Raw genomic sequence first — 25,092 nt, forward strand, 5'->3', positions numbered from 1 at the left:
GTGTTCTCCTTATGCTATCCAGCTTGAAATCAAGCGAATCACATCCCTTGCGATAAAAATCTCATACATGAGGATGAGCGCAATTACCGGCCGCCGACTGGCACTGATAAATTCCTCAGGCAATTTCGAATTGAGCTGCAGCAATAACGGCCTCCAGCCAAACCACAACAACGCATAAAGTGCATAGCGGATCCACACCAACCATGCAGAATGTTTCACACGATTAAGCGTTTCAATTTGTTCTGCTTCCGTCCCCATCAAACTCAATCCCATTTTCACAAAAACGAATAACAGGATGAACGATAAAATGAACCACAAAAGATGTTTAAAACTACGCTTGGCCAGAGAAGGTTTATTCATCACTGATCGCTCCATCCATCATGCGCGGTTCTTTGCTCTTGGTGCGCATGTATTCCGTTGCTCCGGCATCTCTATTTCGTTGAGTTCCCATTCTGGCAATACTACCGGCCGCGTTGGTAATTACTTTTTGACGCACTTCAGTTTCAAATAAAATATTGTCAATTTCCGATTGCAAACGTTTACGCGAGTAATCAATTTCTACCGCCGCTGCATCACCCACCGATGAAATATTGGGTTCTTGTGCACCCGCATTTAAAAGATCACGCACAATCAATGCTTTCTCCATTGCACGCGCTAGTGCAATTTCGCCAACCAGTTTGTTGCTAAGAATGGCTTGTTGATCAAGTGGTGCACGCTTTAAATCCTGAATCGTCAAATCATTAATCACGAGCCCCATCGCAGGAACCGATAATTTATCCAATTCAGCAGCCGACATTTTGTAGTTGAGCGGTTTACTCATGAGCGCATCCAAATCAGCACTCACTTTTTCGCGCTCTTTGCGATATTGGAAGCGTAAGCCTTGCCCCACCTTTGTCCGTAATTTTTCACAGGGTGGATTGCATGTCCTCACTTCACGCTCGCCTACCACGGCTGTGGCCCAGGTTGTTGCACTGGTCGCCGTTGGAAATACCCGGGCAATATTTGAATCACCGGTAACGCTATCCGGATCCTCCGGCGTCAGTGAACCTACCGAGTGTTCATAACCAGCGCCGACAGTATCTTCAACGATCCGAATGGGCGGTTGCCCAATGCCACCTTTTTTAACGCCACCCGCAAAAGTAACACCGCTATTTCCTGCAGAAGCTTCGATGCTTTCTTCCGCCTCCACCGGGTTCTCCCCTGCTTTGGACGCTTTGTCCCATGAGCTTTTACGCGTAACCGCAATCCATCCCTCGACAGGATCCCGACCAGCACGAAGATCTGCTTTTGCATCACGACAGGTTTTCAAAGACAAGGTGTAAGTTTCTTTTGCGTCTTTAAGGCCTTTCGTCAAGGTGTCGTATAAGCCTGGCCAATTCTCCTGGATCTTTTGTAAACCCCATGCGCTAAAAACTGCGGTCGCAGCACCCAGCACATCTTCAGTAAGACCGTACACGTTGTGTTCCATATCGGAGAATGTTTCAGAGATTCCAAAGCTCGGATCAAAGCTGCATCCGCGAAACATATTCCACTCTGCACCTGCAGACAGATTGAGTGTGGTTTTATTGGACTGGTGGTAATACATCATTGGGTCACCACCTCCGATCGCGTAATACCAGGAACCATCACCCGTCGGACGAACAATGTCTCCAGCCTTCGCCAATGGAGCCATAGACATGAGAAATCCGAGTACGAGTTTTTTTGCAATTGGTGATAGGAATTTGTTCATAGGATTAACTCTTAAAGTCAATTTTAAAGAGGAATGCTTGGCCTTTTTTCTCGCAGCAGGAGTAACGCCGCCACAACGTCCACATATAACTTTCACGTGTACGGTTTTTTCCATTTGCCCACGCTGCCGAGCCGTTCAAAATGCGCGTGGAGTCTTCCACCCAAGGCACCAGCATTTGAAAGCGATTGTCGGTGCCGTTGTTGACGTTTACGGCCCCAGGCTTCCAGCAACGGTTGTCACAATTACCCGTTAATGGCATGTAGATATGAGGTTGTGCATTGCGTGTCACAATTTCTGCCGCTCGATGCGCAGCAACAGCAGCATTAATAGGATCGTAAGGATGTGCACCCCATCCACAACGGGGATACAAAGGCGCCCAAGAGCCTTCAAGCAGTCCCATCCAGGAGCCGGTACCGGTTCTGAACCGGGGCCAGCCCAGAATTGATTGCGGGTACAGCTGCTCGATGCCAGGCTCATTCCAGGAAGGATCATGACTACTGAGAAAATGCGGCATCATTGGAACATCGAGCATTGATTCGCAGAAATATTCCTCACCACCCAAGCTGTTATAAATAGGTAACGCCGGATGGGAAATCACATCGACACTTTTGAAATCGAGTGCGGTCGCTTGATCCTGGATGCTCTCGGTTTGCCCAATCGCACCGCTCGGATTGTGATTCCAATCTTTGGTGTCTTCCCACTCTGATTGGTAGGTATAACTGGACACCACCAGGTCAGGAATAAAATGACGAACACGCATTGATGTTTCGACACTGCATGAAAATAATTTGCACTTTAACCAAAAGCACATGCCAATTAGTTCCCAATCAAAACAGTCGGTGCACTCAACGGCGGACTCTACAATATCCATCGTCTCAAACTTGCCGTTCTTTTTTCCTGTCTTCACTGTTTGTGCAGTTGCCGATACGGACAATACGGCAACAATTACCAAGAGTATCCATCGCGTCATGGCGTAACCTCTTGGCTAAGGTGGGCTTTGTACAACATTACTGCCTTTGAAATATCAGTGATGCCGTAGACTGCATATTTACCTTCATCGAAAACTATCGCTGGAATTTTTTCCAATTGATAACGCACCATTTTTTCATGGCCACGATAAGCTTCGCGAATTGCTACTTGAAACTCCTTTCCTTGGGGAGAGGCTAAGTAGTCCTTCATGATCTGCGTAGCGCGATTAACATCTCCTGGAAGTGCCGGTAAATATTTTTCCTTTATCTTTTCTGGTGCACTCAGATCATAGTGAATGACTTCAGTACCAGGCAGGTTACCCAACTGGGTTGGCGTATCTGTAAACACTTCAATCAGTGTTTGCGCGTGAACACTAATCGAGATGCTTAAAAGCAATGGCAAATAAAATAGATGATTTACTTTATGCATGAATTTCATGAGGCACACTCCATATTGTTTGACCATTCACATCCGATTGAAACGCGTTATCCGTTGCAATAAGCAATTCACTTTTTTTGCTCGCCTGCACCAGATAAAAAAGATCATCCTTTTTCAATTCACTCAGATGGCACGGAATTTCTTTGTCATTGGGTATAACTTTCAATGCATAGGTTATCGATTCATTCATACCAACCTCCTCGGTTACGCGGCTTTACGGCGGCCGCTGGCGATCATTTCTCCGATCATCGTTGCGGCTTCAAGCTCGGTGATATTGTGCTCATCCATCAATTTCGCTCGCGCCGTTTTTTCCTCTTTCTCCGACTGCCCTAAGGCCAGACATAAACCAGGAGGCACAATCCGGAACAAGCCTTGTACTGTATCGCTCATGATGACGCCTTCGGTGTATTTGCGTGGTGCTTTGGTTGTCGAGAGCAGCATGGTGCGTTGATCCGGATTCAATGCTCTAAAACGTTCGATATTGGCGAGCTCACCTTGATCCACAAATAAGCACATCCACCACTCGAACATGGCCAACATTTTTTCCGCGTCATCGGGATAATCTTTCATATTTTGCGTGGCTTGCCAGAGCCACAATCCCATGCGCCGTCCAAGCAATTTGGAAAGCACAACCAGGTATGCCGCCAACAACTTATCAGTAGTGATTACGTGCGCTTCGTCGGTGAGATTTATCGTTGGCCGTCCATCACGCTGCGTGCGCTGCGCCCGTGCAACGATTTGATTGACAATGGAGATATAGGCAACAGAAAGTTTATCTTTGTTGGAACCACCGGATGCCAAGGTACCCATTTCAATACGGATAAAATCAGCATCAGGTAATTCATCACCAGGACGGTTAAACAGTTCGCCCGCAAAACCATCGATAAATAAACCCATCGCTTCCACCATCTCATCGATGCGTCCAGCGCGTTCAGGCTTATGCGCCTTCAGGTCTGCAAGTGCGTTAATAACATCCTCTGTGAGCAGGTCTTTTTTCTTGGCAATTTTTGCTGCTTTTGCGGCATTCAGAATGGCATTTTTCAATAGACCTACATCAGAACGACTCATGCGAGCCTCTTCCATGGTTTCACCACCAGTAACCATCAGGCGCGCAATAATGAGCATTTCTCCCAGGATATCGCGTTGGGAGTTATCTAATTCGTCGGTCTCTTTGGTAGCGGATTCCAGCTCGGCGGATCCATCCATCACTTCTTCAATGACAGAGTGGTTTTGTTTCAGATTACCGTTATCGTCAACCAGATCGAGTGCGGGCTTAAACGGAGGAATAGACGGGGCCTGTCCAGGACGCAGGACAACATCAACAACACTTTTACCCCAGAGTTTGAAAAATTCGGAAAGCAAATTAAAACTGTTACCGGCTTCAATCACGACCCATCGAGGATTGTGTACAGCGGTGATTAACATTTGTAGCCATACCAATGTGGCCGATTTACCGGCACCGGTAGGGCCAAACAAAAATAAATGGCCATTCTTGGTACGGTCTCCCTGGTATAACGGATCGCAGGTAAAGGCTTCGCCACCACGATTAAAACCAAGAATGCCGGGATTACCAGTACCAACGCTGCGACCATAAACAGGCAGCAAGTTCGCCAGGTGGTGGGCGTACACCAGGCGCTGGCGAATCTCGACTTGCGCTAATGCAGGATCATAGGCACCCGGGATAAAACGAATGTAGCGATCAAGCCGTACCTCATCATATTCCGGATCAATCAGTTGTAAGCCGTTTGCACTGAGTTTGGTATCCACCTGCATAATCACGTTATCCATTTCGTCATCATCTGCAGCGCGAACAGCAATTCCAATGCTGTAAGGATAAAGTTTATTGCCGCGGGCGATCTGTGCCCGGGCATGCGCAACATCTTCCCGCGTTGCAGTAGCTTCAGGTGTATCCCCCTTTGAATTTTTCGCCAATTTTTCCAAATGCTTTCGTACAGCACTTTGCGGCTTCACCACAAAATTGGTGATAACCATGGAGCCTTCCGGAAGCTCATCGATCAAGCAGGTGATACGTGCGTTAGCGCCGCTCACCTCCTCTTCGCTGATGTAACGCTCTGCTGAGAGCTGTCCAATTTTAGGAACCTGACTCATTTGTTCAACGGATAAGACCGTGTGCGGCATGCCATCAAAGTACCAACAGTTGGTGGATTTGTCGGAACGTACATCGCGGGTCATGATGTCATTCGACAAATCGTATTCAGCCGTTTTTTCATCCTCGGTGTGGGCATAAGGATTCATGTTCAACCAGGCTTCAACATCCCCCTGGGTTTGTTTCGGATTGGGATTAAACCAACGAAACAACCAATCGCGGATAGCTTTACCTTTTAACCGCCGACCGTTCAAACCCGCTGCGCGTAACATCTGATGAACACGTTCACATTGGGTGTCCAATTCTTTTTCTGGTGTCATGCCTTTACGGCGCGTGCTGGCTCCCGTATGGCGGCGATAGAACACCACATAGGATTTACGCTTTGATCCACCCCAAGGACGATCATTGGCCAGGGGATCTGTGAACAATCCACCTTTGCGAGACATATCCTCAACATGAGGCCGCAGAATATTTTCAATAAAGTGATCCGTGTATTTATCGATCACAACACCACGCTGCGCGTGCACATTAATGGCATGGGCTTTCACCGCGTCTGCTAGCGACGTAAATGCAGCAGTATCCAACCAGGAATAGGTTGAAACGACCCAAGGTGATGCGGTGTGTTCTTCAAATGCGCCGGTAATAAAATCACGGATCTGGTTGCGTTGCTGCAATAGAAACTCTTTCGAGCGCGCCTCTGTAGGTACCGGTTGCAGCTCAAATACGGCCGCAACGCTACGGCCATCTTCCAACAAGAGCTTGTCGTCATCAATGATATCCAACCAGGGCAAATACCCTGCAATCGGTGAGCGGTAGCTGTAGGCACGCTTGATATCCGCCGTGGTTACCGGCTTGCCATTCAAGGGCGATCCACGCAATAGGAAATCGCGAATGCCCTCAGAAACTTTTTGAAATGGATCTGAAGTCATTCGTGAAATAACTCCCGTGGTTGTGATTTATTCTTTTCTTTTTTCTGTGCGTCTTCGCGCTCTTTTATTTTTTTCACGCGATAATCAGTCACGATTTTTGCGGCATCCAAGGTTTCACCCGGCAGTGCATATGGCTGACGTTCGTACATCGAAAAGCGTGTGATGTACGCTGGAATTGGAGCACCCGTTGCACCCACAGCATGTGGGCGCACATACATAAATAAATCCGGATTGGGCAGTCGCGGATACAGGTGATCCAACCGCGCCGGGTATGGTGGTAGTTCCAATTGCAAATCATCGTCATGTAAAGCCGGACGCTGGAGCAATTCAGCCTGACGCTTATCAAGCTGCTCAGTATTAGTACCGGTGTAATCTTCATACACCTGTTTCATGTTGGGGGCATCCGGGTTTGTTACGCCATCCAATGACGACGCACACCCGGTACAGAGCGCGATAAAGACGATAACGAGAATGCGATTAATCCATGCGATTAACATGATTGCCTCCTTGGGAATAGGCGAGCTTGCGTGCATCGCTGTGATAGTCGATGTACAGATCCTGGGTAATGTTGAGTGAGACTTTTGCAGAGGGATCGACGTAGATAGCGTCGAAAGAATCACGCATACGTTTGTCATAAAACTCCATAACCGTCGTCATGGAATCTGCATAGGTTTGATTGTTGATAAACGCGGATTTGTCACCGGTGACAGAGGTAGAGCCACCACCCAATGGATTGTCCGTTGTGGTTGTCTCAGCGGCCGCTTTCGCATCGAAATACGATTTTGCTGCCCCTAACATACCCATGGTGAATAATTGCTTGTGCGCGTCAGTAACACGCTTCCCGGGAATGCACGGAATGCCTTGAGGGTTGGTGACATAACCAATACTTGCAGAAGCTTCACCCTCAGCAAATGGCGATTGGGATTTACCGGATTTCGATCCTCCGCCACCTTGTTCCTGGTCATACCCCATGTGCTGAATACGTCCGTCGGTGAACGTGTAAGTTGCTTTGGTTAAACTCACGGCAGCGCACGACAAATTCCAATTGCCGCGTACAATGCCCTCAAACACAATGCCTTTTAATCCTGGGATGCGTAATCCATTGGTCGCAAGGTTTTCTTCACCCACAATAAACTTGGCGGGAAATGGGTCATTCACTTTTCCACCCAGCGGCACAGTACCAATTAAAGCCGTCATGGCCACGGCTTCAAAAATAGTGCCCCGGGCAGGAATCGTGTAATAGGGTGTAACCTCTGCCAGTGCTTTCCCACCGGATTTTTTCAAGGTGTTCGTTAATTCAGTTTTACCGGCTTGTTGGGTCATCGCACCTGCAGCGGATTGCGCACCCGCCAATCCATTACCCAGTTTTTCGCGAAGCAATTTTTCGGCGAGTTTAGGATCCGTTGTGAGCAGCTGTGTTCTCGTCATTGGACGAACAACAACATACCCGGGCATTACTTGCGGGCCTACGGCATAATTATTTTTGTTCTTTTTATTTCCAGCGGCGCCACTACCGTCATCACCGTAACCCAAATCATATGACGTCACTTCATACCCGTTACTTTCTGCCGTCACGTCATCTTTTTGTTGCACCACATTTTTGGCCAATGTTTGCACCGTATCTTGTAGCGACGAAAATTGGTTTAGAACATCATTCACTCGCGGATCCGTGACAGTGCTTTGCGTTCCTCCAGTGCCTTTACTTTGCATCAAATTCAATTGACGTTTTATTTCATCAATATCCTTTGCCATTTTGTCGTCTTTCGATTCGGACTCCACAAAGCGCGCTTGTACTTCACGGATAGTTTCAGCCACAGTGTCACCGTCCTCACTGGTGGACGAAGATTTGGGCTTTCCTTTTGATGTATCGTTTTTAGCCGCCGTTTGTTCCGTAGACTGTCCGGACGTTTTACTACCGGTAGGCTCACTGTCGGAATTCACTACCGCCACGATCACAATAGCTGCCAGTGCGACAACACCAAGCCACACCAGTTTGTTGCTGCTCATGCTAGTAGCCATAACCATCCTCCTGGATTGCCGCACTGAAAGGAGCGTCAGACACCAAATACAAGGTTGTCCGATCTTCAAGACTACCTTTTGGGCCAAGCTGTAAATGCTGAGGGGTGATATGAGTAAAGTTTCCCTGTACCAAGCCAGGATTAACAGGCAGCGTTAACTGACTTTCATTGATCAGTAAGATGGCCGTTATATGCAGTCCGTATCCTGACCAGGCACCCACCACACTAAAACGGTATTGCTCGCCTTGCTGGCTGCGCATCAGTGGAAAATTGGATGGCATTTGCACCACTGGCATAGCGGCAATATCAGGATTTACTGGCATTAATCGACGTGGTGCATAAAGCGATTGCGATGCGAAGCGCGTAAGAACAATTTCAGGTGGATCCGACAGTTCGGCAGTAGAAATATCAATGGTGCCATCTGCAGATGCAATGTCATTGTTGTGCTGCGCAACAACTCTGCTCGGGTCTTCGATAACTATCGATTCGGCAATCGCGTTGTCCTGCGCCACCAGGTCAATCAGATAAACCGTTTCATTGTCTGTACTCGGCGCGATGACACGTGCTTTATCAAAGGATTCTTTCGCTTTCCAGTAAACAATTTGCTGATTGGGCGCAAGCGATTCCAATGACTGAACCAGTGCTGCAGGAATTTGCAATGACACATCAGTTGGAAACGTAATTCTCACTTCTTCACCCACAGGGAGAATGATCGTGATGGGATTGTTATTCCAAACTTGCGTCCGGTCTGCCTGCGCGACTAACGAATAACTGAACAGGAAAAACAGTGTTAGCAATTTCTTCATGACTTGTTCGCCCTCTCTTTTTTACTCTTTTCTTCGGCCTCATTTTCAGCGCGGGTCGGGTCTACCATAAAACCATCGACCGCCATGCCCATTTCATTGCAGCGTCGCAAATCGGGCACTATGCGGAGTGAGTAATTCATGGTGACGTTCTTGATCCTCATCGCTCCGACACGTTCCTGAAGCTTCATAACCATAGCCACACTGACCACATTCGCGCCTACATCACTGACAAATCCTTCCTGATAAAACAATTCCTCGGTTAACGACCGCGTGCGATCAAGCTCGCCACCTTTATTTTTGTGTGCCAAATTTCGTTTTAGCCAAGTTTCAAATTCAGGTGTAATTAAACATTTATATTTTTCGATATTTTTTTTGTAATCCGTTTTTCCCGATTCAGGCCAGTCGTTCAATCCGCTCCACACGTAATGAGCAAAGGAATATGCATTAGGCTTCTGTAGTGCACCGGGCTTTAACGTGGCCCCCTTCGACAAATCAGGCGGAACATGTACCGTAATTTCGTTTTGTCGCTGGTAATTTACATACGACTGGAACAACGCCAGCGCAAATGCCAAAACCAAAGCAATACGAAGCGTCCAAATATGTGAGTCGCGCGAATGAAGCGCGTTGCGTGCATCACCCACGGCGCGCTCCTTTTCCAAAACGTTTTGAATCACCGATATACTTGGTGTTAACCAAGCCGAAATTGATCTTCATCAACAACACCTTTTCCTTAAACCAGGTGAGGTAGTATTTCTGGCGAATGTATTTCAGCCATTCCAACAAACCCCACGAAATACCCAGACCGATAATCAAACCAATCACGATGCCGAACATGATGATTCCGATAGCGATGCCGAGAATCACACCGATAATTAATCCAGCCACCGCACCAATCAAAATTGAAGTCATCAACTCGGTTTGCGTGCAGTCGTAATAAACAATGGGTTCCTGGTTAACCGCATCTGCTAACGGATCATCATGTTCTGACATAGTGGCCTCCCGGCTTAACTCATAAAACGTAAAACCCAAGTGCCAACGGCAATCACGAAAATCACCATCACCACACTGCCCAGGGAGTCGCCAATCACAGCACCCCAACGGCCTTGGTCATTCGATTTTTGTTCGTTCCAGGATTTCAAAATGGTCTTGAGCGCAACGAATCCGGCGTACAGCATTGCTCCCCAAATGGCGATTTTTCCGAGGAATTTAAGAATGATGATCAGAATGTCTGCACCGTCAGAATCCTCATCAATGCCATCGATATCAATTTCCGGCATGGTGATGTCCTGAGCATGTACAGCGTTGATACTGAACAAACCAATGAGTATTAATAAAGGAAGGTTTTTTAGAGATACCCAACGTTTAAATTGGGCGTGCAGGCGAGCCATCACCATCCGTGAGGGCGGAACTAGTTGTAACATAATTAACTCCGATGATTTTAAGAAGACATAAAAATGGCTACCAGAAACAGCAGCATCACCAGTCCTCTCAACACCACCCCGAACACACTCAACTCATCATCATTGTCTTCGCTTCGATCCTTGAAGGCTTTAATCGTTATATAAATCCACACCAACGCGGCCAGTACAAACAACGCTACGGCCAACCCCAAATGCAATCTATCGACTGCACCGAAATAACTTAAAAATACTTCCTTCGCATCAGAATTCATTGCGCGGTGTGACCTGCAAAAGCTAATTCATCAATGCGACGCGGACTGCGCGAAGGCTTTTGCAAATGCACCTCCAACGCTCTACGCATTTCCTGCAAATCTTTTCGCAATGCAACATAATCCAGCGTTACTCGCGCATCGGGATCCGCATTGCTAGCTGCTTTCGCCGCCAGCTCATCAAGGTGTTTTAATTCTTGAGCCACCTTTATCAAATAACGCTTTTCCGCCTCTGTTGTGGTATCAACTTCTGCGAATACCGAGTTACTGAATATGAGTGCAACACCCATCAACACCGCTAACATATTTTTCATTGCTTGATATCCTCTTTATCAATCAATACAGGGTAATGCTGTACGCCGTAAATGCGTGCAATGTCATCAACAGGAACCGCACTCAGGGTTAAGTCCGGTGCGCGTGCACGCAAAAAATTCATTTGCTCTTGTGACGATACATTCGTGATTATGCCTTGTGCACCAATGGCTTTCAGGTGTGCTTTATTGGCAATCAGCCATTCAATAGACAGGCTATCGACACCTACAATAAATATCGGCCGAGTCACTTGATAGGAATGCTTCATCGATTCAACAATCCCAACCGTCAAAGTCGATCTAACTGGAAAATGATCCGGTGCTTTGACTAGTGTTACGTTGTTCGCCAATGATTTTCGTTCCAGCAATTGCTGCTTGAGTTGTGACTTTTTTGGAAATTCAGTTTCTCGACCGCCAAAATCGGCAATGACTTCCGGTTGAGCCATTACCCAGGGAGAAACAATCGTCAACAGACATACCAAAAGTAATAATCGAATCATCCTGCACCGCCTTCACGCTCAGGCAGCATGGACTGGCCGTATTCATAACAACGCTCACTAAAACGTAAGCAACGATTAAAAACTAATTGGCGATAGGACTTCGCTTGGGCTTTACCTTTGGGGCCGTTGCCCGGGCTGTAGTATTTTCCGACGGCAATCCACCAATCCGGATCACCTTGCTCAACTGTCCATACATAGTGCTTTACCAGCAGTCGTGCGGCATAATTCAAATTGATAGTAGGATCTAACGCTTGCAGCGGTGATTTAAAGTTGTTGGCATGTGAGGGCATGTAAATTTGCCCCAAACCCACAGCCACTTTTCCCACACGACCTTCACGCGCTGCGCGTGTCATTGCGCTGATTAATGCCGCTTCGGCCTCTTCACGTGTATCAAAATAAAATGGTTTCTCATCAATGTTGAGTGTCCATGGCCAAGGTAAAGTCTTTCCATTTCCTGCCTTGCTGCTTTCTTGTAGCGTGACTGCAAAAAATACATCAGCAGGCATACCATAATGATCTGCAATGATGCGATAGGCACGAGGTATTTCTGCATGACAAGCCGATGAAATAAAACTCACCGCTAGAAACATAATCACCATGCAACGACGTGTCATATCGCCACCACCTGATTACCGCCACCCGCCGTTTGTTTAAAGAGTGCAGGCAGCTTTGGAACGGTCATTACGCCGTTGGTTGAAATTATTTTGAACAATCCATTGTCGTGGTTCAGCGTGACTTCTTTTGTTTTTACACGCTCAACTGGAATACCAGCACTCTCTGCCCATTTAAAAATCACTTGATCGTCATTGGCACCCACCACAAACACATCAACTTTGGCTTGGGTTTTCAATACCCGACTAACCAGTGATCGGCAGTGGGTATTACATTCACCCGCCTCGACAAATAATCTCAACTTGTCATAAGGCCTTAAGGTGCCCAACGTGGGCATGCGCTTTTCCATGTATTCAACGTAACGCTCCTGCACAATTTTGCGTTCTTTGTCATACAGGAGTTGGAATTCCGTTACGGAAAACTGACGCCATACATCCAGCTCTGCTTCAATACGCGCATAGCGTCGTTTTTCTTCGATGGAAGGCGCGTAGTAGGCAAGCATCGACAAGGGCGTTGCATGATTTTCCCAGACAGACCACGGCGATTTTTCTTTCAATGCCTGATACTTCGCCCACTCTTCATCCGTCAATTGCCAATACGCATTTGGCTTGGAATGCATTTGTGAGTAACGAGACAGCAAAGACTCTGTTGTCGTTGTGGGTGTGTAGACGATAGGCGTTTGCGGTAGCAGCTGAGCTGATACGGCAAACGCGTACAACATTGCACCCGCTGAAATGATGCTAGCCATCACACAACGCTTAACCGATAGCGGTCTCACAGGCGGAGCTCCTGTGGCTTGCCTGCCACAGTAAAGCTAGCGGTTTTGCTGGATGGATCTGCAGCAACCAATGTCCATCCACGCCAGCTATCACCCGGCATCAGCAAATCTGAATCATCCAAACCGTCACGTAGCGACACATAAGAAGTGCCCGCAATATTACGGATTGACACCAATACCACCGGAATAACAGGCGCTGGTTTCGGCACCGGTTTGGCGATAGGTTTAGCAGCGGCTACTTGTTGGATTTTTTTCTGCTCTGCAATTTTTTTCTCTAAATCCGATGAAAAGCGCTCGAGCGTTGTTAAACGTTGTGAAGCTCTTTCAGCTGTAAAGCTGGCGGTATTAATGGACTCCTGCAGCTCCGATTGCTTTGATTTAAGCGCATCCACATCATCAGCCAGGATTTGTACCATCCCTTTCACATCGTCAATTGCTACCAGATAGGGATCCGGTTTTTTGGATTCCGCTGACACACCAAATAATTCAAGAATGGCTTGCTTGCCGATAAGCAAGCCACTGAGCGTCACTACGCCTGAAAACAGGACTGACAATACGACACTGGCAATGATGGCCGTACGCGATGAACCGGTACGCTCTTTTTTTACACTACGTTCATCACGATCACTCGACCGCTGATCTGGCTCTGCATGTAATCCGGGAACATCTGGCAACTCGTTCATGGCATCCTCTGAATAAATAATGTTGCTTACAAAAATTTCTTGAAACTTCTTGCCGTCACAAAAACAGCAATCGCAAATACCGCCATCACCGGCAGGAATACCAGTGTTGGATGAATTGAAATAGGCGCGGTGAGATAACCACCAAAAGATAAAAACAAGATCGGTATCAGTATTCGTTTTGCGCGATGGTACAACATGGCCGATTCAATTCCTCCACACGCTTTGCGTATATCGCGCTCCACCAAACCATCGATAAAGGACACCAGTCCCACCAGCACAAATCCCGACATCGCGCTGACACAAATCGCACTACGTACTGCAAAAATAAAAATCGTGTTAATCATTGCATCAAGCCCATAAGCAATGATCATCATGAAGCTACTTACATCGGCGGCAAACCAGTTTGAAATCTCACGCAAATGCAAAATGGATACAGCTTTATCTGCCCAACCCATAAAAGTGGTAGCAACATCTTGGGGATAAAGCCCTGTAATAAAATTACGGTTGTACGCACCAAGATAAGTTATTTCCAGTTCGAGAATTTTTCGGGAATGGTCTGGCTCCCAAAATTTAATCATGCCTACCCATTCAATAAGCACCGATACACAAATAGCGGCCAACGACCAGCCAGCCAAACGAAACACATTGCCTATGGTGGTTTGCGCTAACCAAGCCCATACACCCGGCCGCTTCGGCCGAGCTGGACGTTCAGTGCGTTGGACGGTCATGCAGCCACCTTGATGTCAGCAACGTTAAACCATTCATCATTTGCACTTCCGTTGTCGTAGGTCTCACGCATTTTGGTGTACAAGAAATCAAGATCATCCGGCAATTCGCCAGTGGCTTTGAATTGAGGGATACGCAACTTATAAAGTTTTCCACCGAGCATCGCGTAGGCATGACCTTTCGGTAAGCGCGTCAAATCACCGGTAGCAACCAGTGGGATTTCCTTGGTGGAAATACGTTGTTGTGTATTGGAGGTAAAATCATTCGGGCTATCAGGGTTCGTGTCATCCGAGGTACCCGACACCAACGTCAGATGATTTACTTCGACATTCGGTAATAGTTTTGTCAGCAACTCCGCCGTTGCATGCTCCTTCACACGCAACATAATCAGGTTGCCCAAGTTACCGATAACTTGGCCTGCTTTCGCATCATCACCAAAGCGCGCTTTGATATCCGATAAGGTTTGTGTGTAAACCGTCAGCTGGAATCCGGCACCACCGGCTTTGTTCGCCATCGGGACAAACTCTTTGCCCACAAGCTCGTTAAACTCATCAGCGTGAATACAAATTTTGCGTTTCGTTTGAAGTGAAGCTAATTCGGCAGACAAGCCTTGTGTTTGGCCAAATTTATAAATTGAACCCGCTGTTGATGTGAGGTCAGCAAACATGGAGCTACTGACCGCTTGTGCAACTTCTGCATCTGTCAATGCATCAAAGCCACAATAAACAATTCCACCGGTGCGAATAATTTCGCTCCAATCAAAAATTGGGCGCGGATCATTCAAATCGTCGTAATTCGGTGAAAGCAATTCAGCAGTGGGGCCTGAGGTTAATTTTTCCAACAGAGGGAAAAGTGACGCAACCAGTTTGTCGTAGAATGTTTTTTCGTATTCGAAGGTTTTGATTAGCGCATGCGCAACCGGATCAACAATTTTGGCTTCTTTGTAAATCTCAACCGCTGCCCATGTCTTACGATCACGTGATGCTTGTGCCTTATCGGAAGGTTTGCGATCAGACTCAGCAATGGCTTTAATGGCTTTATTCCAATCACCGCATCCTGCGCGATGCAATGCACTCTCGGATTGTGGTTGTGCAAATACGAATGACAAATATTCCAGCAACAATGGATCGATATCGGAACCATAGGCCAGCAAGGTTTCGTAGGAAATTGGTTTGCCCAGTGCTGTGATCGCTTTGGAAATAACATTCACATAACGCCAGGCAAATTCGCGGAATGCCGCCGAGTTACCTTCACCGGGTAATTGCCCTGCGATACGGGATGCAGGTTCAGTAATACGACTGAATGAACCGACAGGGTTATAGCGCGCAGAAATTTCTGGATATCCCAGATGGAAACAATAAAACTGATGTGCACGACCCGCTTTAACCGCTTCAATGTAAGTTCGTTTAAGTAAGTCAGGATCGCCTTTAGGATCAAAGATAATCACGATTTCATTGTTGTGAATATCTTGTGTTATGAGAACTTCGGCAAGCCTCGTTTTTCCGACGCGGGTCGTTCCTACAACAAACGTGTGTGCAACACGTTCCGCTTGACGCTCATAAATGGGAACTTCACCTTCCCATAAACCTACAGCGTGAATTTCGGGATTGCCTTCGACGTAAGGAATTGGAGCGACAGGGTTATACCAGGCTTGCGTTGAACTTGCCCATGCCATCCATGCAGTGATCGCCGAACGACGCAATACTTTTTCCAAAGTGCGTGCTGCTTTGTATTGCCATGTTTGGTGACGGTAACGATGCCAATCAAATTCCTGTCGATCAAAATCAACACGGCGCTGCGTATGCCGCGCTGTCCATTCAAATCCCAGACCTAAATATAAATTTTCTTTTGAAATCGGAATGTCATTACTGTCGATGGTGAATCCCGGCAGTACGTGCATTTCGTATTGGTACTTCAACAATTTTCGCGCTTGCAAAAAGCGCTGGCCACAACGCGCAAATAATCCTGCCGCAATTCCATACGTCAGTGATGGTGTGCTCAACGCACCCATAAGCACCGCCGGCGACACTAATGTAAGTGTGCCAGCAAGTCCGTATGCCATGGCCGACATCGTTTCATATGCCGGACGCAATAAATTTTCAACAGGGTGCTTAGTGCTCATGGGCGCGAATCATAACGATCAAAACAACATCGTCAGTTATCAATTCGAACTCGCCACGTGCAATTTGATTGCTGCACCCAAAAGGCAAAACCTTTACAAAGCGCGCAAGCAGGGTCAAGGGGCTTACCCAAGGAAAAAAGCCCGCGCCTCCTCCTCGTTTAATCGTCCGGAGGCGCGGGCGCGAAAGCGCTAGGGCTAAAGGATGAGAAGGGTTAACTGCTGAAAGGGAAAAAGCCGTAAAGGGTTAAAAAACCAAACCGCAAAAAGGCCAAAAATGTAATGACTGAATCCACTTCTTTTGAAACTTCCCTTTCAATCATTCTCGAACTGTTAGACAAAAAGGAATGGGCGAGCCCATTAAAGGGTTTGGAGCAAAAATTTCGCCAGCTTCCAGAAGATGAAACAAGTTTCAGCGCCGACATACTTAACATACTCCATTCACTACATCAGGCTATTGGCATCGATGCCAGCCTGCCACTTAGCCAAATGATGGCCATTCGATTGTCCAGCCTCAATTGTTGGACGTATCGCTTTTTTCGCAACATCTCAGGCCATCATCGCTATCTGGATCCGCTGACCAATAGCAGTGCGGATTTTGAAAGTGATATCACTATCCAACAAAGCACATCCCCCTACCCCTCGACTGACATTATCAAACGCTGGGCTCGGGAGAATTTACGTTGAGCCAGCTGTTACCGATTTTGAATGCCGCGAAGTTATTTGAACTTTGCAAAATTGATAGTCACTTTTCCGAGCTTCGAACCATTGCTGGTTTTGACGCTGCCATTTTCAATGTCCTGATTGGTGAACCGCTAAACGATTACGCTGAACTTGTCCAACTGGCACCTGCCAGTGAGGCTCATCACCACAGTGGGCCAGGCGGATTGCTAAAGCACACTCTGGATGTTGCCACGCTTGCCCTTAAAAAACGCAAAGGGTATCAATTGCCATTAGGGGGAAGCCTTACAGATATAGGCAAGCAACGCTTGTTGTGGACGTATGCTGTATTTGTCGGTTGCTTACTCCACGACATTGGAAAACTCAGTGCGAACACCCGTCTGATCGCCATCCATAAATCGGGCAAGGAATTATCCTGGACACCCAGCAGCGGCCCACTAACCACGCTCGTCGATAAAGACAATGTGCGCGTACCACTGCAAGGTTATCGAATTGAATTTCGCAAAACGCCCTATCGATACCACGAACATCTTGCATTAATTCACTGGAACCTGCTGCCACGCTCAGGTAGAGCCTGGCTGATTGAAGCACCGCATATCATGGCAGAGCTGACCGCATGGTTATGGGGAGACAAATTTGAGTCAGGAACCATTGGACAAATTATTGAGTATGCAGACCGGGAGTCTACGGCCAAGAATCTCCAGGTTCCTCCGGATCATCGTTTCAGTAACGTTATTCCTGCCATCGAGCGCTACCTGAAATTGTTACGGCAGTGGATACAGGACGGTGCCATTCGTATCAATACCAATGGCGGGATGGGCTGGGTTGATGAACATGGCCATCTGTATTTGGTATGCCGATCGCTCGCTGAAAAGTTAATCCAGGAGTGCAATTCTCTCGGGCTGAAAAATTTGCCTCAGGATCCTGTACGTGTCTACGACATCCTTCAGGAACATGGATACGCATTATCAACGGACGACGGTAAAGCGATCTGGACTATCGCTGTGGAAACTGAAACGTACCATCACCAATTCACCTGCCTGAAATTTGAATCGCGCCGACTCATCCCTTCTTCACGCGAATTAAAACCACTGGACGGTGTTATCCGCATTCAGGAACCTGGATCACAAGAACCTGCAAAATCAGTTACCGAATCTGCGCCGCAAGAGAATGGACAGCCACTGCAGAGCATGGCTACTGAGGGAGACGGAGAAACTGCGGAATACATTCAGGACGCTGGCAGCGACCAGGAAACTGCCTCAACCATTTCAACGCAAGACACGATCAATGAGGCAACTGATAGCACCGTTTTGGAAACTGAATCATCGACGGGGAATGACGAAGTCATTCAGGAAACTGCCACCGCTTCGGATACTGTTGCAGACACTCAGGAGAATGCAGGGCCGGTAAAAACCTCGGTCAGTATTATCAAAAATCTGGAATTTGAAGCGCCGGATACCGCGCAAAAATTCCTGTCATGGCTGCAGCGAGGCTTACTCGAAAAAACTATCCTCATCAATAACCCGGTAGCAGAGGTTCATATTGTCGAGGAAGGCATCCTCCTATTGGCTCCAGCCATATTCAAAACGTTTTTACGATTGCACGACATCCCTGAAGAAAAGCATAAAAATTTGAGCAGACGTTTCGCCAATCTTCGTAAAAATATCCGTTTTAATGACCTGAATATTCACCCCTACTGGGTGAGTTCTACAAACCGAGCCACGAAGATTAATGGCTGGTTACTGCCGTTCAATGTCATTTACGAAAACGACTACCCCATTCCCAAACCCAACAAATACATCAAGAAAAACCTCGGAGGTGACCATGGCCAATAAATGACTTATTCCCAAATATTATGAGACAAAGATCACACCATTTGGCGGTGAAAGCTGCATTAGGAATGCAACTGGGTAAGATTGCGCCGCCTAAATGAACACCTAGGTATGCGGTAGCGCATACGGATTTATTGCATCACGGAGTGAAGAAATATGATGTTTTTAGACTTAGCAGCAGAATATGCGGGTATGAGGCTGGTTAACTCATACACCCAACAACAAGTGCTGACCATTGCAAAACTGTTCACGAAGCGATCTGCGGTATTAAAGACCGCCGATATCAATCGCCTGGCACTGATGCGATTCAAAAACGAATCGTTAAAAGTGGTTCAACCTGTCACCTACAACGGCTATCTCAAATACCTGCGGCTAATTGGCAGCTATGGTGTAGAAGTTGGCTATCTAACAACCAACCCTTTTGAAGAATTAAAGCTAATTCCAGTAGGCACAATCCCTCCTAAAACAATTGAGCTGGAGGATATTGGCACATTGGACTATGCCCTGATGCTGGAAGAAGACCTTTACCAAACGGGGTGGTTTTGGGCCGCTGTTCTTCGATGCCTCTATTACACAGGCATGCGACGACGACAACTAGTCAATCTGCGCTTGGACGATATCGATTTTAACCGGGAGACAATTCGCTTGAGTTATCAGGGCTCGAAGACGCGCCGAGAATGGACTGTGCCGATGCATAGTGAGCTAAAAGAAACTTTGCTTCGGTTGATTCGAAAAACCGAACTACGCAGAGGTAAAAAACTCGCTCGACGCGATTATCTTTTTAGGGCATTTGAGCTATTTCCGCGCTTCAAAAAAGATAGTCATGGACGAATGCTACCTGAGTCAATTACAGGCTATTTCAAGCGACTAAGCAAAAAGTTTGATATCCGCGTAGGCGCGCATCGATTTAGGCACACCTTTGCCACTGCGCTTTGTAATCCTGAGGATGACTCTCCGCCAGATGTTTTTGCGGTGCAACAATTGCTGGGACACACGGACTTAAAAACAACCAGGATCTATGTCCAACCCCGAGTCCATCACCTTGGGAAGGTTGTAAATCGATTGAGCAAATTGGGAAGAAAACAAGAAGGGTCAAGCCAGAAAATACGGATTGCTTGACAAAACAAAGAAAAATACACGAAACTCATAGAGTTATTCGCGCATTGCTGCGCGACTAACCCCTAAGTTTCGTGGCTAAACTGAGAGCATTGCCTCAAGTTTCCTCTTCATTTTGTAACAGAGACTGCATCTAAGCAGTCCGGTAGTGATTGGTGGAGCTAAGCGGGATCGAACCGCTGACCTCAACACTGCCAGTGTTGCGCTCTCCCAGCTGAGCTATAGCCCCAGAATCTTCGACATCCTGTCTCTGAGTGGCGCGCATTTTATGCAGCCGGTTCCGGAGTGTCAAGCAAAAGTTTTGGGCTTGTACTCCGGTTTTTTATTGGGAAATCAAGCGGTTAACTATTAACCGCTGGCTCCTCTTGGGCTGTGCCTAACTTGTCGAAGATTTTCTCCAAGTCTTTCTGTTTGTTTTTACCGAAGCCACCCAAGGCGTTGATTGCGTGGCGGATGCGGGCGCGGCTCATGTCGGGGCCGATGATCTGCATGGAGTCCACTACCGAGAAGCTCGCGGTGGTGCCTGCGATGGCGACGAAGACCGGCGCGAGGGCGTCTTTGATCTTGATGCCCATTTGATCCGCAAGCAGTTTGAGTTCGGCAAACAGGTTGTCGCGCTCCCAGGTGCGCAGGGCTTCCAAGCGCCAGAGGGCGAATTGCAGATATTCTTTTTGCTTTTCGATATCCAGCTTATTGCCCGCGAAACTCGCTTCGTTCACCGGCATCATGCCACTGACTAAAAAGCCGGCCAGTGGGGCGAAATCGCTCAGGGTGGTCATGCGCGATTGGGCGTGTGGCAGTGCTTGCAGCAAGGTTTCTTGGTTGAGCGCCCAGCCGTGCAAACGCTCGGCGAGTTGTTCGACGGTGAAGTTCTCGCGAATCCATAGGCTGCTGAGCCAGTTGAGTTTTTCCACATCGAAAATCGGGCCGCCTAAGGACACGCGCAGCAGATCAAAGTGTTCCTGCATTTCGGCGAGGGTGAATTTCTCGCGCTCGTCCGGCATTGACCAGCCCATGCGGCCGAGGTAGTTGAGCATGGCTTCTGGCAAATAACCCATGCGCTTGTAATAAAGAATGCTGGTGGGGTTTTTGCGTTTGCTGAGTTTGGATTTATCCGGGTTGCGCAGCAGCGGCAAATGGCACAACACGGGCGCTTGCCAACCGAAATATTCGTAGAGTTTTAAATGCTTGGGCGCGGAGTTGATCCACTCTTCGCCGCGAATCACGTGGGTGATTTGCATCAGGTGATCGTCCACCACGTTGGCGAGGTGATAGGTGGGCATGCCGTCGCCTTTGAGCAGCACTTGCATATCCACTTGTGACCATTCGATTTCGATCTTGCCGCGCAGCATATCGTCGATTTCACACACGCCCTCTTCCGGGATTTTCATGCGGATCACGTAAGGCTCGCCTGCATCGAGTTTCGCTTGCACTTCTGCTTGCGAGAGCAGCAAACCACGGCCGTCGTACTTGGGCGTTTCACCGCGCGCTTGTTGTTCGCGGCGCATTTCGTCCAACTCTTCCGCAGTCGCGAAGCAATAAAAGGCATGGCCTTTCTCGACCAGTTCAAACGCGTATTTACCGTAGATATCCATCCGCTCGCTTTGGCGATACGGGCCGTGCGGGCCGCCCACGTCCGGGCCTTCGTCCCACTCCAAACCCAGCCAGCGCAGGCTGTCCAGAATCGCTTGTTCGGATTCAGGGGTGCTGCGGGTTTGGTCGGTATCTTCAATGCGCAACAGGAATTTGCCACCGTGTTGACGGGCAAAACACAGGTTGAACAGAGCAATATAGGCGGTGCCTACGTGGGGGTCGCCGGTGGGCGATGGGGCAATACGGGTGCGGACTTCAGACATGAAACGGCCTTTTGTGCGAATCGATAAAGGGGAAAAGGCGCGCATTATACGTGAATACAACCGTATCAGGGAGCAGTCACGGCCACCGGTTTGAGCGCATCAAGGAAATCCGTATCTTGCCAATAATGCGAAAAGTCGCTGTCTTTTAAAAAAGTCTGCGGATCTCGCCCCAAGGCTATTGCCCTGTTAATAATTTTTAACATTCGGTCCTTGACATGATTGCGGGCGTAGTAGCAGGCAACATTAAATAAAAAGGCACGATCAGTTTCCTTCTCCAAATCAAAATCCTGCTCCACGAATGTATTGATTGCCTTTTCTGTTAACACAGGGTTATTTGTATTTGACCCTGTATAGATGACTTGTGATGCAAACACTATAAGATTCTTGTGTTGCAATTCCTCCCGTTGATTGTAATTAATCAGCGAGTGTATTTTTTCGAAATAAAAATCCATCAACACAGTATTTTCATCTAATGCATTATTAATACTGAACTGATAACTCAACTGTGCGAAGTAATAACTCACCTGAGGGGCGAACTGCGATAACTCCCCTTTCTCAATTAACTCTTGGGTTTTCTCTAAAAAATCGTTGGGTTCAGACGTAAGTAATGAATCCTCATATGCAGCAAACAACTCAAGTTGACCATCACTTTGCGTTAGATGGGGGGACTTCGGCGTGTAGGCTTGCTCTTGATAATCGAAGTGAAACTTTTTCAAGGGAACTTGTGTGCTTGAATTTTGTAAGTACACCTTTAGTTCGGCCCCGTAAGGCTTTTCAACCATGTGCAAAGTTAACTGGCTAAGTCCCGGCATTTTCTCAAGTTTCTGGAATGCCTGCTCCATTTCAGCAGAATCAAATTCCAGCTTTACTGCCACCAGAGTATCTTCAGGATTATAAAACAATGCATCGCGGCTGTTGATTACCAAACGGAAGCTGCGATCTTTAAAATCCACCCAATTGAAGGTCAATGATTTTGGCAATGCTTTTAAGATAGGACTTACGATATCGGCACGGCGCCCATAATCACCCATTATTGCGGAGGACGGGAGAGGCCGGCTTTTGCGAAACCAATAGTAAGCGGGAGCCAAATCGGTTTGTACAAACTTCAAATAACCCCAAATCGGATTATAGGAATACAGGCCGCTATAACTTAATTGCCACGCCGTCTGTGCAAATTGATTATGCGGGGTTTTCGCCCGCAACACATAAAGCCCGATGTCATTTTCATAATAGGGGAGCAAACTTCTTTCGTTAAGCTCTGCCAGGTTCTTTCGACGGTAATTCACCGCCATAAATTTTAATCCCGTTGGATCAGCCGAATCCGGATCTAACCAGTTTATGTCGTGGCTTCGCCCCGAGCTATATTGCTCGTCGCTTAAAACCGAAAACTTTAAAACTTGGTCTTTGATTTTCAGTTCCATATGGCTATAACCAACTTCATAGCCAAACTCTCTAGTTCGGTGATTGCTTACAAATATTGCACCTAAAATGTTTTCGAGCAAAGTATTTGCAATGCTATATGGCCGGTGATAGGCAATTTTTTCGTAACCTGTGATTGCTGCATAACGAGGCAAGGATGACTGCGATTTGATAAATGCAAATAACGGCGGTTTTTTATTATAGTTCTCGAAGCGATTGCCGTTGATTTCGGTTTCATCCTGATGAATATTATATTCACGTCGAATGTTGTGAGACATATAAACCAGATCAGTAATTTTCTCGCGCTGGTTTGAGATATCTAATAAATTTACCTTCCCGTTTTGATAGAGATAGGCCGAGCCTTGGTCATTCTTGTCTAGAAATTCCACTATCTCAGCATCGTTAAATGCATCCAGCAATTGCTGCTCGGAATAACCGGAAGCATCAATCTTTTCTCCGTAGTTTTTTTGCTGTTTGTCTCTGGTAAAAACCCAATCTATAAACCCTTCTTCCTCCAATATCAGTCCAGATGAATATAAATCGCTGGTACTGAAATGGTCTATCACCTCTCCAGCGGCATTGATCTTCCATAGGTCATGATTACTCTGCGCAATAAACAGGGATTGGTTATTAATTTGGTAAAGCGCATCGATAGGACCGTCAATCAATTTGACGATCTCATAATCCTGTGATGTCGACTCGTTTGCCGAAAGCCGGGGATATTCTTCTGCAGGATCTGCCAATACTGAATTGATTAAAAAGCCCAACATACATACCGCTCCCCATTTATAAATTGATCTCATTTTTTACACCCGACCTTAGGTAATCCATTGATGGGGCGCATTATAGGGGACTGTACGGGGCTTCGGGTTAACAAAGTTTCAAATTGCTGTTGAAACCAAGCAGAGGCAAATGTTTAAGGCGATGGTACTGCAAGGCGAGACTGATGCAGTGTTTTAGCTGTTTAACGGGAACGAGTTCAAGGCGGGCAAAGATGATCGCCCTATTCCCTTCATAGCAAAATAAATTACCGTAAAGTGCTTCAAAGGTTTCGGCGAGTGTGGTTTTGCAATTGAAATAGAGTGCGTAGTGTTCGGGCGCGCGCGGTTTCCAATCCATGCGAATGGCGCTGCCTTGTTTGGTGATGTAACTCGGCTCGCTACATTATTGATCATGCGTGCAAATATTTATCGCGGAAAATCACACCTGCAAAAAATTAATTACCCGCGAGTATTTCTGCAAGCGCCTCACCCCAAAACGCGGCTTCAATTTTGTGGCCTTCCAGGTCGCGCACGAAACAGCCGTAATAGGGTTCACCGTACAGCGGGCGCGGGCCGGGTGGGCCATCGCAAGTGGCGCCTGCGGCGATGGCTGCATCGTAAAAATCGTGCACTTGTTGTTTGGTTTGGGCGATAAACCCCATATGGAAGCCGTTGCCGACGGTGGCGGGTTTGCCGTCGTGTGGCAGTTGCACCCAAAACTCGGGGTAGAGTCGCCCATAAGCGACAGCGCCGGGGTGCTCCATAATCACCTGAATGCCGAGTGATGGCAGCACTGCATCGTAAAACGCGCGTGCGCTTTCGTAATCGTTAGTGCCTATGGATAGATGCGAAATGATGCTGGGGTTCTCAGTACTCATGATCTCTCTCCGTGATTTAGGGTGAAAACAACTTACCACCTCAGCCTAGCAAAACATGAGTGACAGAAATCACCGATAGCGGCGGATAAATGTAACAAAGCTAATCAGACAGATAAAAAAGCCCCGGCAAGCCGGGGCACAAGGGAGAAAATCAC

General features: G+C 47.3%; 28 protein-coding genes and 1 tRNA gene. 4 read left to right on the forward strand and 25 right to left on the reverse strand.

All coding sequences use genetic code 11. The annotated features are described in order from the left end of the window. Nucleotides 1–9: 9 nt before the first annotated feature. From NNX04_RS07525 to traD, 20 genes are all read right to left on the reverse strand, one after another. Complete coding sequence (locus NNX04_RS07525; protein ID WP_261948017.1) at nucleotides 10–360, reverse strand: hypothetical protein; 351 nt, start codon at nucleotides 358–360, stop codon at nucleotides 10–12. Beyond that, nucleotides 353–1,678 carry an integrating conjugative element protein gene (locus tag NNX04_RS07530; protein ID WP_261948018.1) on the reverse strand — a complete coding sequence of 442 codons (1,326 nt, stop codon included), beginning with the start codon at nucleotides 1,676–1,678 and terminating at the stop codon, nucleotides 353–355. The genes NNX04_RS07525 and NNX04_RS07530 overlap by 8 nt, the downstream gene beginning before the upstream one ends. Nucleotides 1,679–1,733: 55 nt before the next feature. Continuing rightward, a complete protein-coding gene (locus tag NNX04_RS07535; RefSeq protein WP_261948019.1) occupies nucleotides 1,734–2,699 on the reverse strand; it encodes a TIGR03756 family integrating conjugative element protein in 966 nt (321 codons plus the stop codon). Beyond that, entirely contained in the window at nucleotides 2,696–3,136 is a 441-nt protein-coding gene (locus NNX04_RS07540; RefSeq protein WP_261948020.1) for a TIGR03757 family integrating conjugative element protein, read from the reverse strand. Before NNX04_RS07540 ends, NNX04_RS07535 begins: the two co-directional genes overlap by 4 nt. Next, entirely contained in the window at nucleotides 3,120–3,326 is a 207-nt protein-coding gene (locus tag NNX04_RS07545) for a hypothetical protein (protein ID WP_261948021.1), read from the reverse strand. The genes NNX04_RS07540 and NNX04_RS07545 overlap by 17 nt, the downstream gene beginning before the upstream one ends. A 14-nt stretch (nucleotides 3,327–3,340) precedes the next feature. Next, nucleotides 3,341–6,172 carry a conjugative transfer ATPase gene (locus NNX04_RS07550; protein WP_261948022.1) on the reverse strand — a complete coding sequence of 944 codons (2,832 nt, stop codon included), beginning with the start codon at nucleotides 6,170–6,172 and terminating at the stop codon, nucleotides 3,341–3,343. Next, complete coding sequence (locus NNX04_RS07555; RefSeq protein ID WP_151031938.1) at nucleotides 6,169–6,669, reverse strand: hypothetical protein; 501 nt, start codon at nucleotides 6,667–6,669, stop codon at nucleotides 6,169–6,171. The genes NNX04_RS07550 and NNX04_RS07555 overlap by 4 nt, the downstream gene beginning before the upstream one ends. Continuing rightward, on the reverse strand, nucleotides 6,650–8,191 hold the full coding sequence (locus tag NNX04_RS07560) for a TIGR03752 family integrating conjugative element protein (protein ID WP_191968676.1): 1,542 nt from the start codon (nucleotides 8,189–8,191) through the stop codon (nucleotides 6,650–6,652). The genes NNX04_RS07555 and NNX04_RS07560 overlap by 20 nt, the downstream gene beginning before the upstream one ends. Beyond that, a complete protein-coding gene (locus NNX04_RS07565; protein ID WP_261948023.1) occupies nucleotides 8,181–8,996 on the reverse strand; it encodes a TIGR03749 family integrating conjugative element protein in 816 nt (271 codons plus the stop codon). Before NNX04_RS07565 ends, NNX04_RS07560 begins: the two co-directional genes overlap by 11 nt. Then, the gene (locus tag NNX04_RS07570; RefSeq protein WP_191968677.1) at nucleotides 8,993–9,637 is read right to left on the reverse strand and encodes a DUF2895 family protein; all 645 of its coding nucleotides are present in this window, start codon (nucleotides 9,635–9,637) and stop codon (nucleotides 8,993–8,995) included. The genes NNX04_RS07565 and NNX04_RS07570 overlap by 4 nt, the downstream gene beginning before the upstream one ends. Then, nucleotides 9,630–9,986, reverse strand: a complete 357-nt coding sequence (locus NNX04_RS07575) for a DUF3487 family protein (protein ID WP_151031942.1) — start codon at nucleotides 9,984–9,986, stop codon at nucleotides 9,630–9,632. Before NNX04_RS07575 ends, NNX04_RS07570 begins: the two co-directional genes overlap by 8 nt. Nucleotides 9,987–10,000: 14 nt before the next feature. Next, nucleotides 10,001–10,417: a hypothetical protein gene (locus NNX04_RS07580; RefSeq protein ID WP_261948024.1), complete on the reverse strand. Its 417-nt coding sequence runs from the start codon at nucleotides 10,415–10,417 to the stop codon at nucleotides 10,001–10,003. Between the two features lie 17 nt (nucleotides 10,418–10,434). Beyond that, complete coding sequence (locus NNX04_RS07585; protein WP_261948025.1) at nucleotides 10,435–10,668, reverse strand: hypothetical protein; 234 nt, start codon at nucleotides 10,666–10,668, stop codon at nucleotides 10,435–10,437. Further along, nucleotides 10,665–10,979 carry an RAQPRD family integrative conjugative element protein gene (locus NNX04_RS07590; RefSeq protein WP_261948026.1) on the reverse strand — a complete coding sequence of 105 codons (315 nt, stop codon included), beginning with the start codon at nucleotides 10,977–10,979 and terminating at the stop codon, nucleotides 10,665–10,667. The genes NNX04_RS07585 and NNX04_RS07590 overlap by 4 nt, the downstream gene beginning before the upstream one ends. Next, nucleotides 10,976–11,476, reverse strand: a complete 501-nt coding sequence (locus tag NNX04_RS07595) for a PFL_4695 family integrating conjugative element protein (RefSeq protein ID WP_261948027.1) — start codon at nucleotides 11,474–11,476, stop codon at nucleotides 10,976–10,978. The genes NNX04_RS07590 and NNX04_RS07595 overlap by 4 nt, the downstream gene beginning before the upstream one ends. Further along, nucleotides 11,473–12,090: a transglycosylase SLT domain-containing protein gene (locus NNX04_RS07600; RefSeq protein WP_261948028.1), complete on the reverse strand. Its 618-nt coding sequence runs from the start codon at nucleotides 12,088–12,090 to the stop codon at nucleotides 11,473–11,475. The genes NNX04_RS07595 and NNX04_RS07600 overlap by 4 nt, the downstream gene beginning before the upstream one ends. Next, on the reverse strand, nucleotides 12,087–12,866 hold the full coding sequence (locus NNX04_RS07605; RefSeq protein ID WP_261948029.1) for a hypothetical protein: 780 nt from the start codon (nucleotides 12,864–12,866) through the stop codon (nucleotides 12,087–12,089). The genes NNX04_RS07600 and NNX04_RS07605 overlap by 4 nt, the downstream gene beginning before the upstream one ends. Then, nucleotides 12,863–13,549, reverse strand: a complete 687-nt coding sequence (locus NNX04_RS07610) for a hypothetical protein (RefSeq protein ID WP_151031949.1) — start codon at nucleotides 13,547–13,549, stop codon at nucleotides 12,863–12,865. The genes NNX04_RS07605 and NNX04_RS07610 overlap by 4 nt, the downstream gene beginning before the upstream one ends. A 26-nt stretch (nucleotides 13,550–13,575) precedes the next feature. After that, a complete protein-coding gene (locus NNX04_RS07615) occupies nucleotides 13,576–14,184 on the reverse strand; it encodes a DUF4400 domain-containing protein (RefSeq protein WP_261948030.1) in 609 nt (202 codons plus the stop codon). Between the two features lie 89 nt (nucleotides 14,185–14,273). Further along, on the reverse strand, nucleotides 14,274–16,337 hold the full coding sequence (traD, locus tag NNX04_RS07620) for a type IV conjugative transfer system coupling protein TraD (RefSeq protein ID WP_255482027.1): 2,064 nt from the start codon (nucleotides 16,335–16,337) through the stop codon (nucleotides 14,274–14,276). Here traD and NNX04_RS07625 point away from each other — a divergent pair. The 4 genes from NNX04_RS07625 to NNX04_RS07640 all read left to right on the forward strand — a co-directional run bounded on the left by NNX04_RS07625 (nucleotide 16,336) and on the right by NNX04_RS07640 (nucleotide 20,026). Further along, a complete protein-coding gene (locus tag NNX04_RS07625) occupies nucleotides 16,336–16,590 on the forward strand; it encodes a hypothetical protein (RefSeq protein ID WP_225319069.1) in 255 nt (84 codons plus the stop codon). The genes traD and NNX04_RS07625 overlap by 2 nt on opposite strands. Before the next feature lie 86 nt (nucleotides 16,591–16,676). Then, a complete protein-coding gene (locus NNX04_RS07630) occupies nucleotides 16,677–17,081 on the forward strand; it encodes a hypothetical protein (RefSeq protein WP_151031952.1) in 405 nt (134 codons plus the stop codon). Then, nucleotides 17,078–18,910 carry a MobH family relaxase gene (gene mobH / locus NNX04_RS07635; RefSeq protein WP_261948031.1) on the forward strand — a complete coding sequence of 611 codons (1,833 nt, stop codon included), beginning with the start codon at nucleotides 17,078–17,080 and terminating at the stop codon, nucleotides 18,908–18,910. Before NNX04_RS07630 ends, mobH begins: the two co-directional genes overlap by 4 nt. Before the next feature lie 153 nt (nucleotides 18,911–19,063). Further along, complete coding sequence (locus NNX04_RS07640) at nucleotides 19,064–20,026, forward strand: tyrosine-type recombinase/integrase (RefSeq protein ID WP_151031954.1); 963 nt, start codon at nucleotides 19,064–19,066, stop codon at nucleotides 20,024–20,026. 150 nt (nucleotides 20,027–20,176) lie between these two features. On the opposite strand, the gene NNX04_RS07645 is transcribed toward NNX04_RS07640, so the two are convergent. The 5 genes from NNX04_RS07645 to NNX04_RS07665 all read right to left on the reverse strand — a co-directional run bounded on the left by NNX04_RS07645 (nucleotide 20,177) and on the right by NNX04_RS07665 (nucleotide 24,937). Next, nucleotides 20,177–20,252, reverse strand: a tRNA-Ala gene (locus NNX04_RS07645). Nucleotides 20,253–20,364: 112 nt separating this feature from the next. After that, nucleotides 20,365–21,879: a glutamate--tRNA ligase gene (gene gltX / locus NNX04_RS07650; RefSeq protein WP_261948032.1), complete on the reverse strand. Its 1,515-nt coding sequence runs from the start codon at nucleotides 21,877–21,879 to the stop codon at nucleotides 20,365–20,367. Nucleotides 21,880–21,944: 65 nt separating this feature from the next. Then, nucleotides 21,945–24,068, reverse strand: a complete 2,124-nt coding sequence (locus tag NNX04_RS07655) for a TPR end-of-group domain-containing protein (RefSeq protein WP_261948033.1) — start codon at nucleotides 24,066–24,068, stop codon at nucleotides 21,945–21,947. Nucleotides 24,069–24,168: 100 nt separating this feature from the next. Further along, nucleotides 24,169–24,417, reverse strand: a complete 249-nt coding sequence (locus tag NNX04_RS07660) for a hypothetical protein (RefSeq protein ID WP_007642858.1) — start codon at nucleotides 24,415–24,417, stop codon at nucleotides 24,169–24,171. 97 nt (nucleotides 24,418–24,514) lie between these two features. After that, entirely contained in the window at nucleotides 24,515–24,937 is a 423-nt protein-coding gene (locus tag NNX04_RS07665) for a VOC family protein (protein ID WP_261948034.1), read from the reverse strand. Nucleotides 24,938–25,092 lie beyond the last annotated feature (155 nt).

It is taken from the genome of Cellvibrio sp. QJXJ, assembly GCF_024452345.1.
GTDB lineage: Bacteria > Pseudomonadota > Gammaproteobacteria > Pseudomonadales > Cellvibrionaceae > Cellvibrio.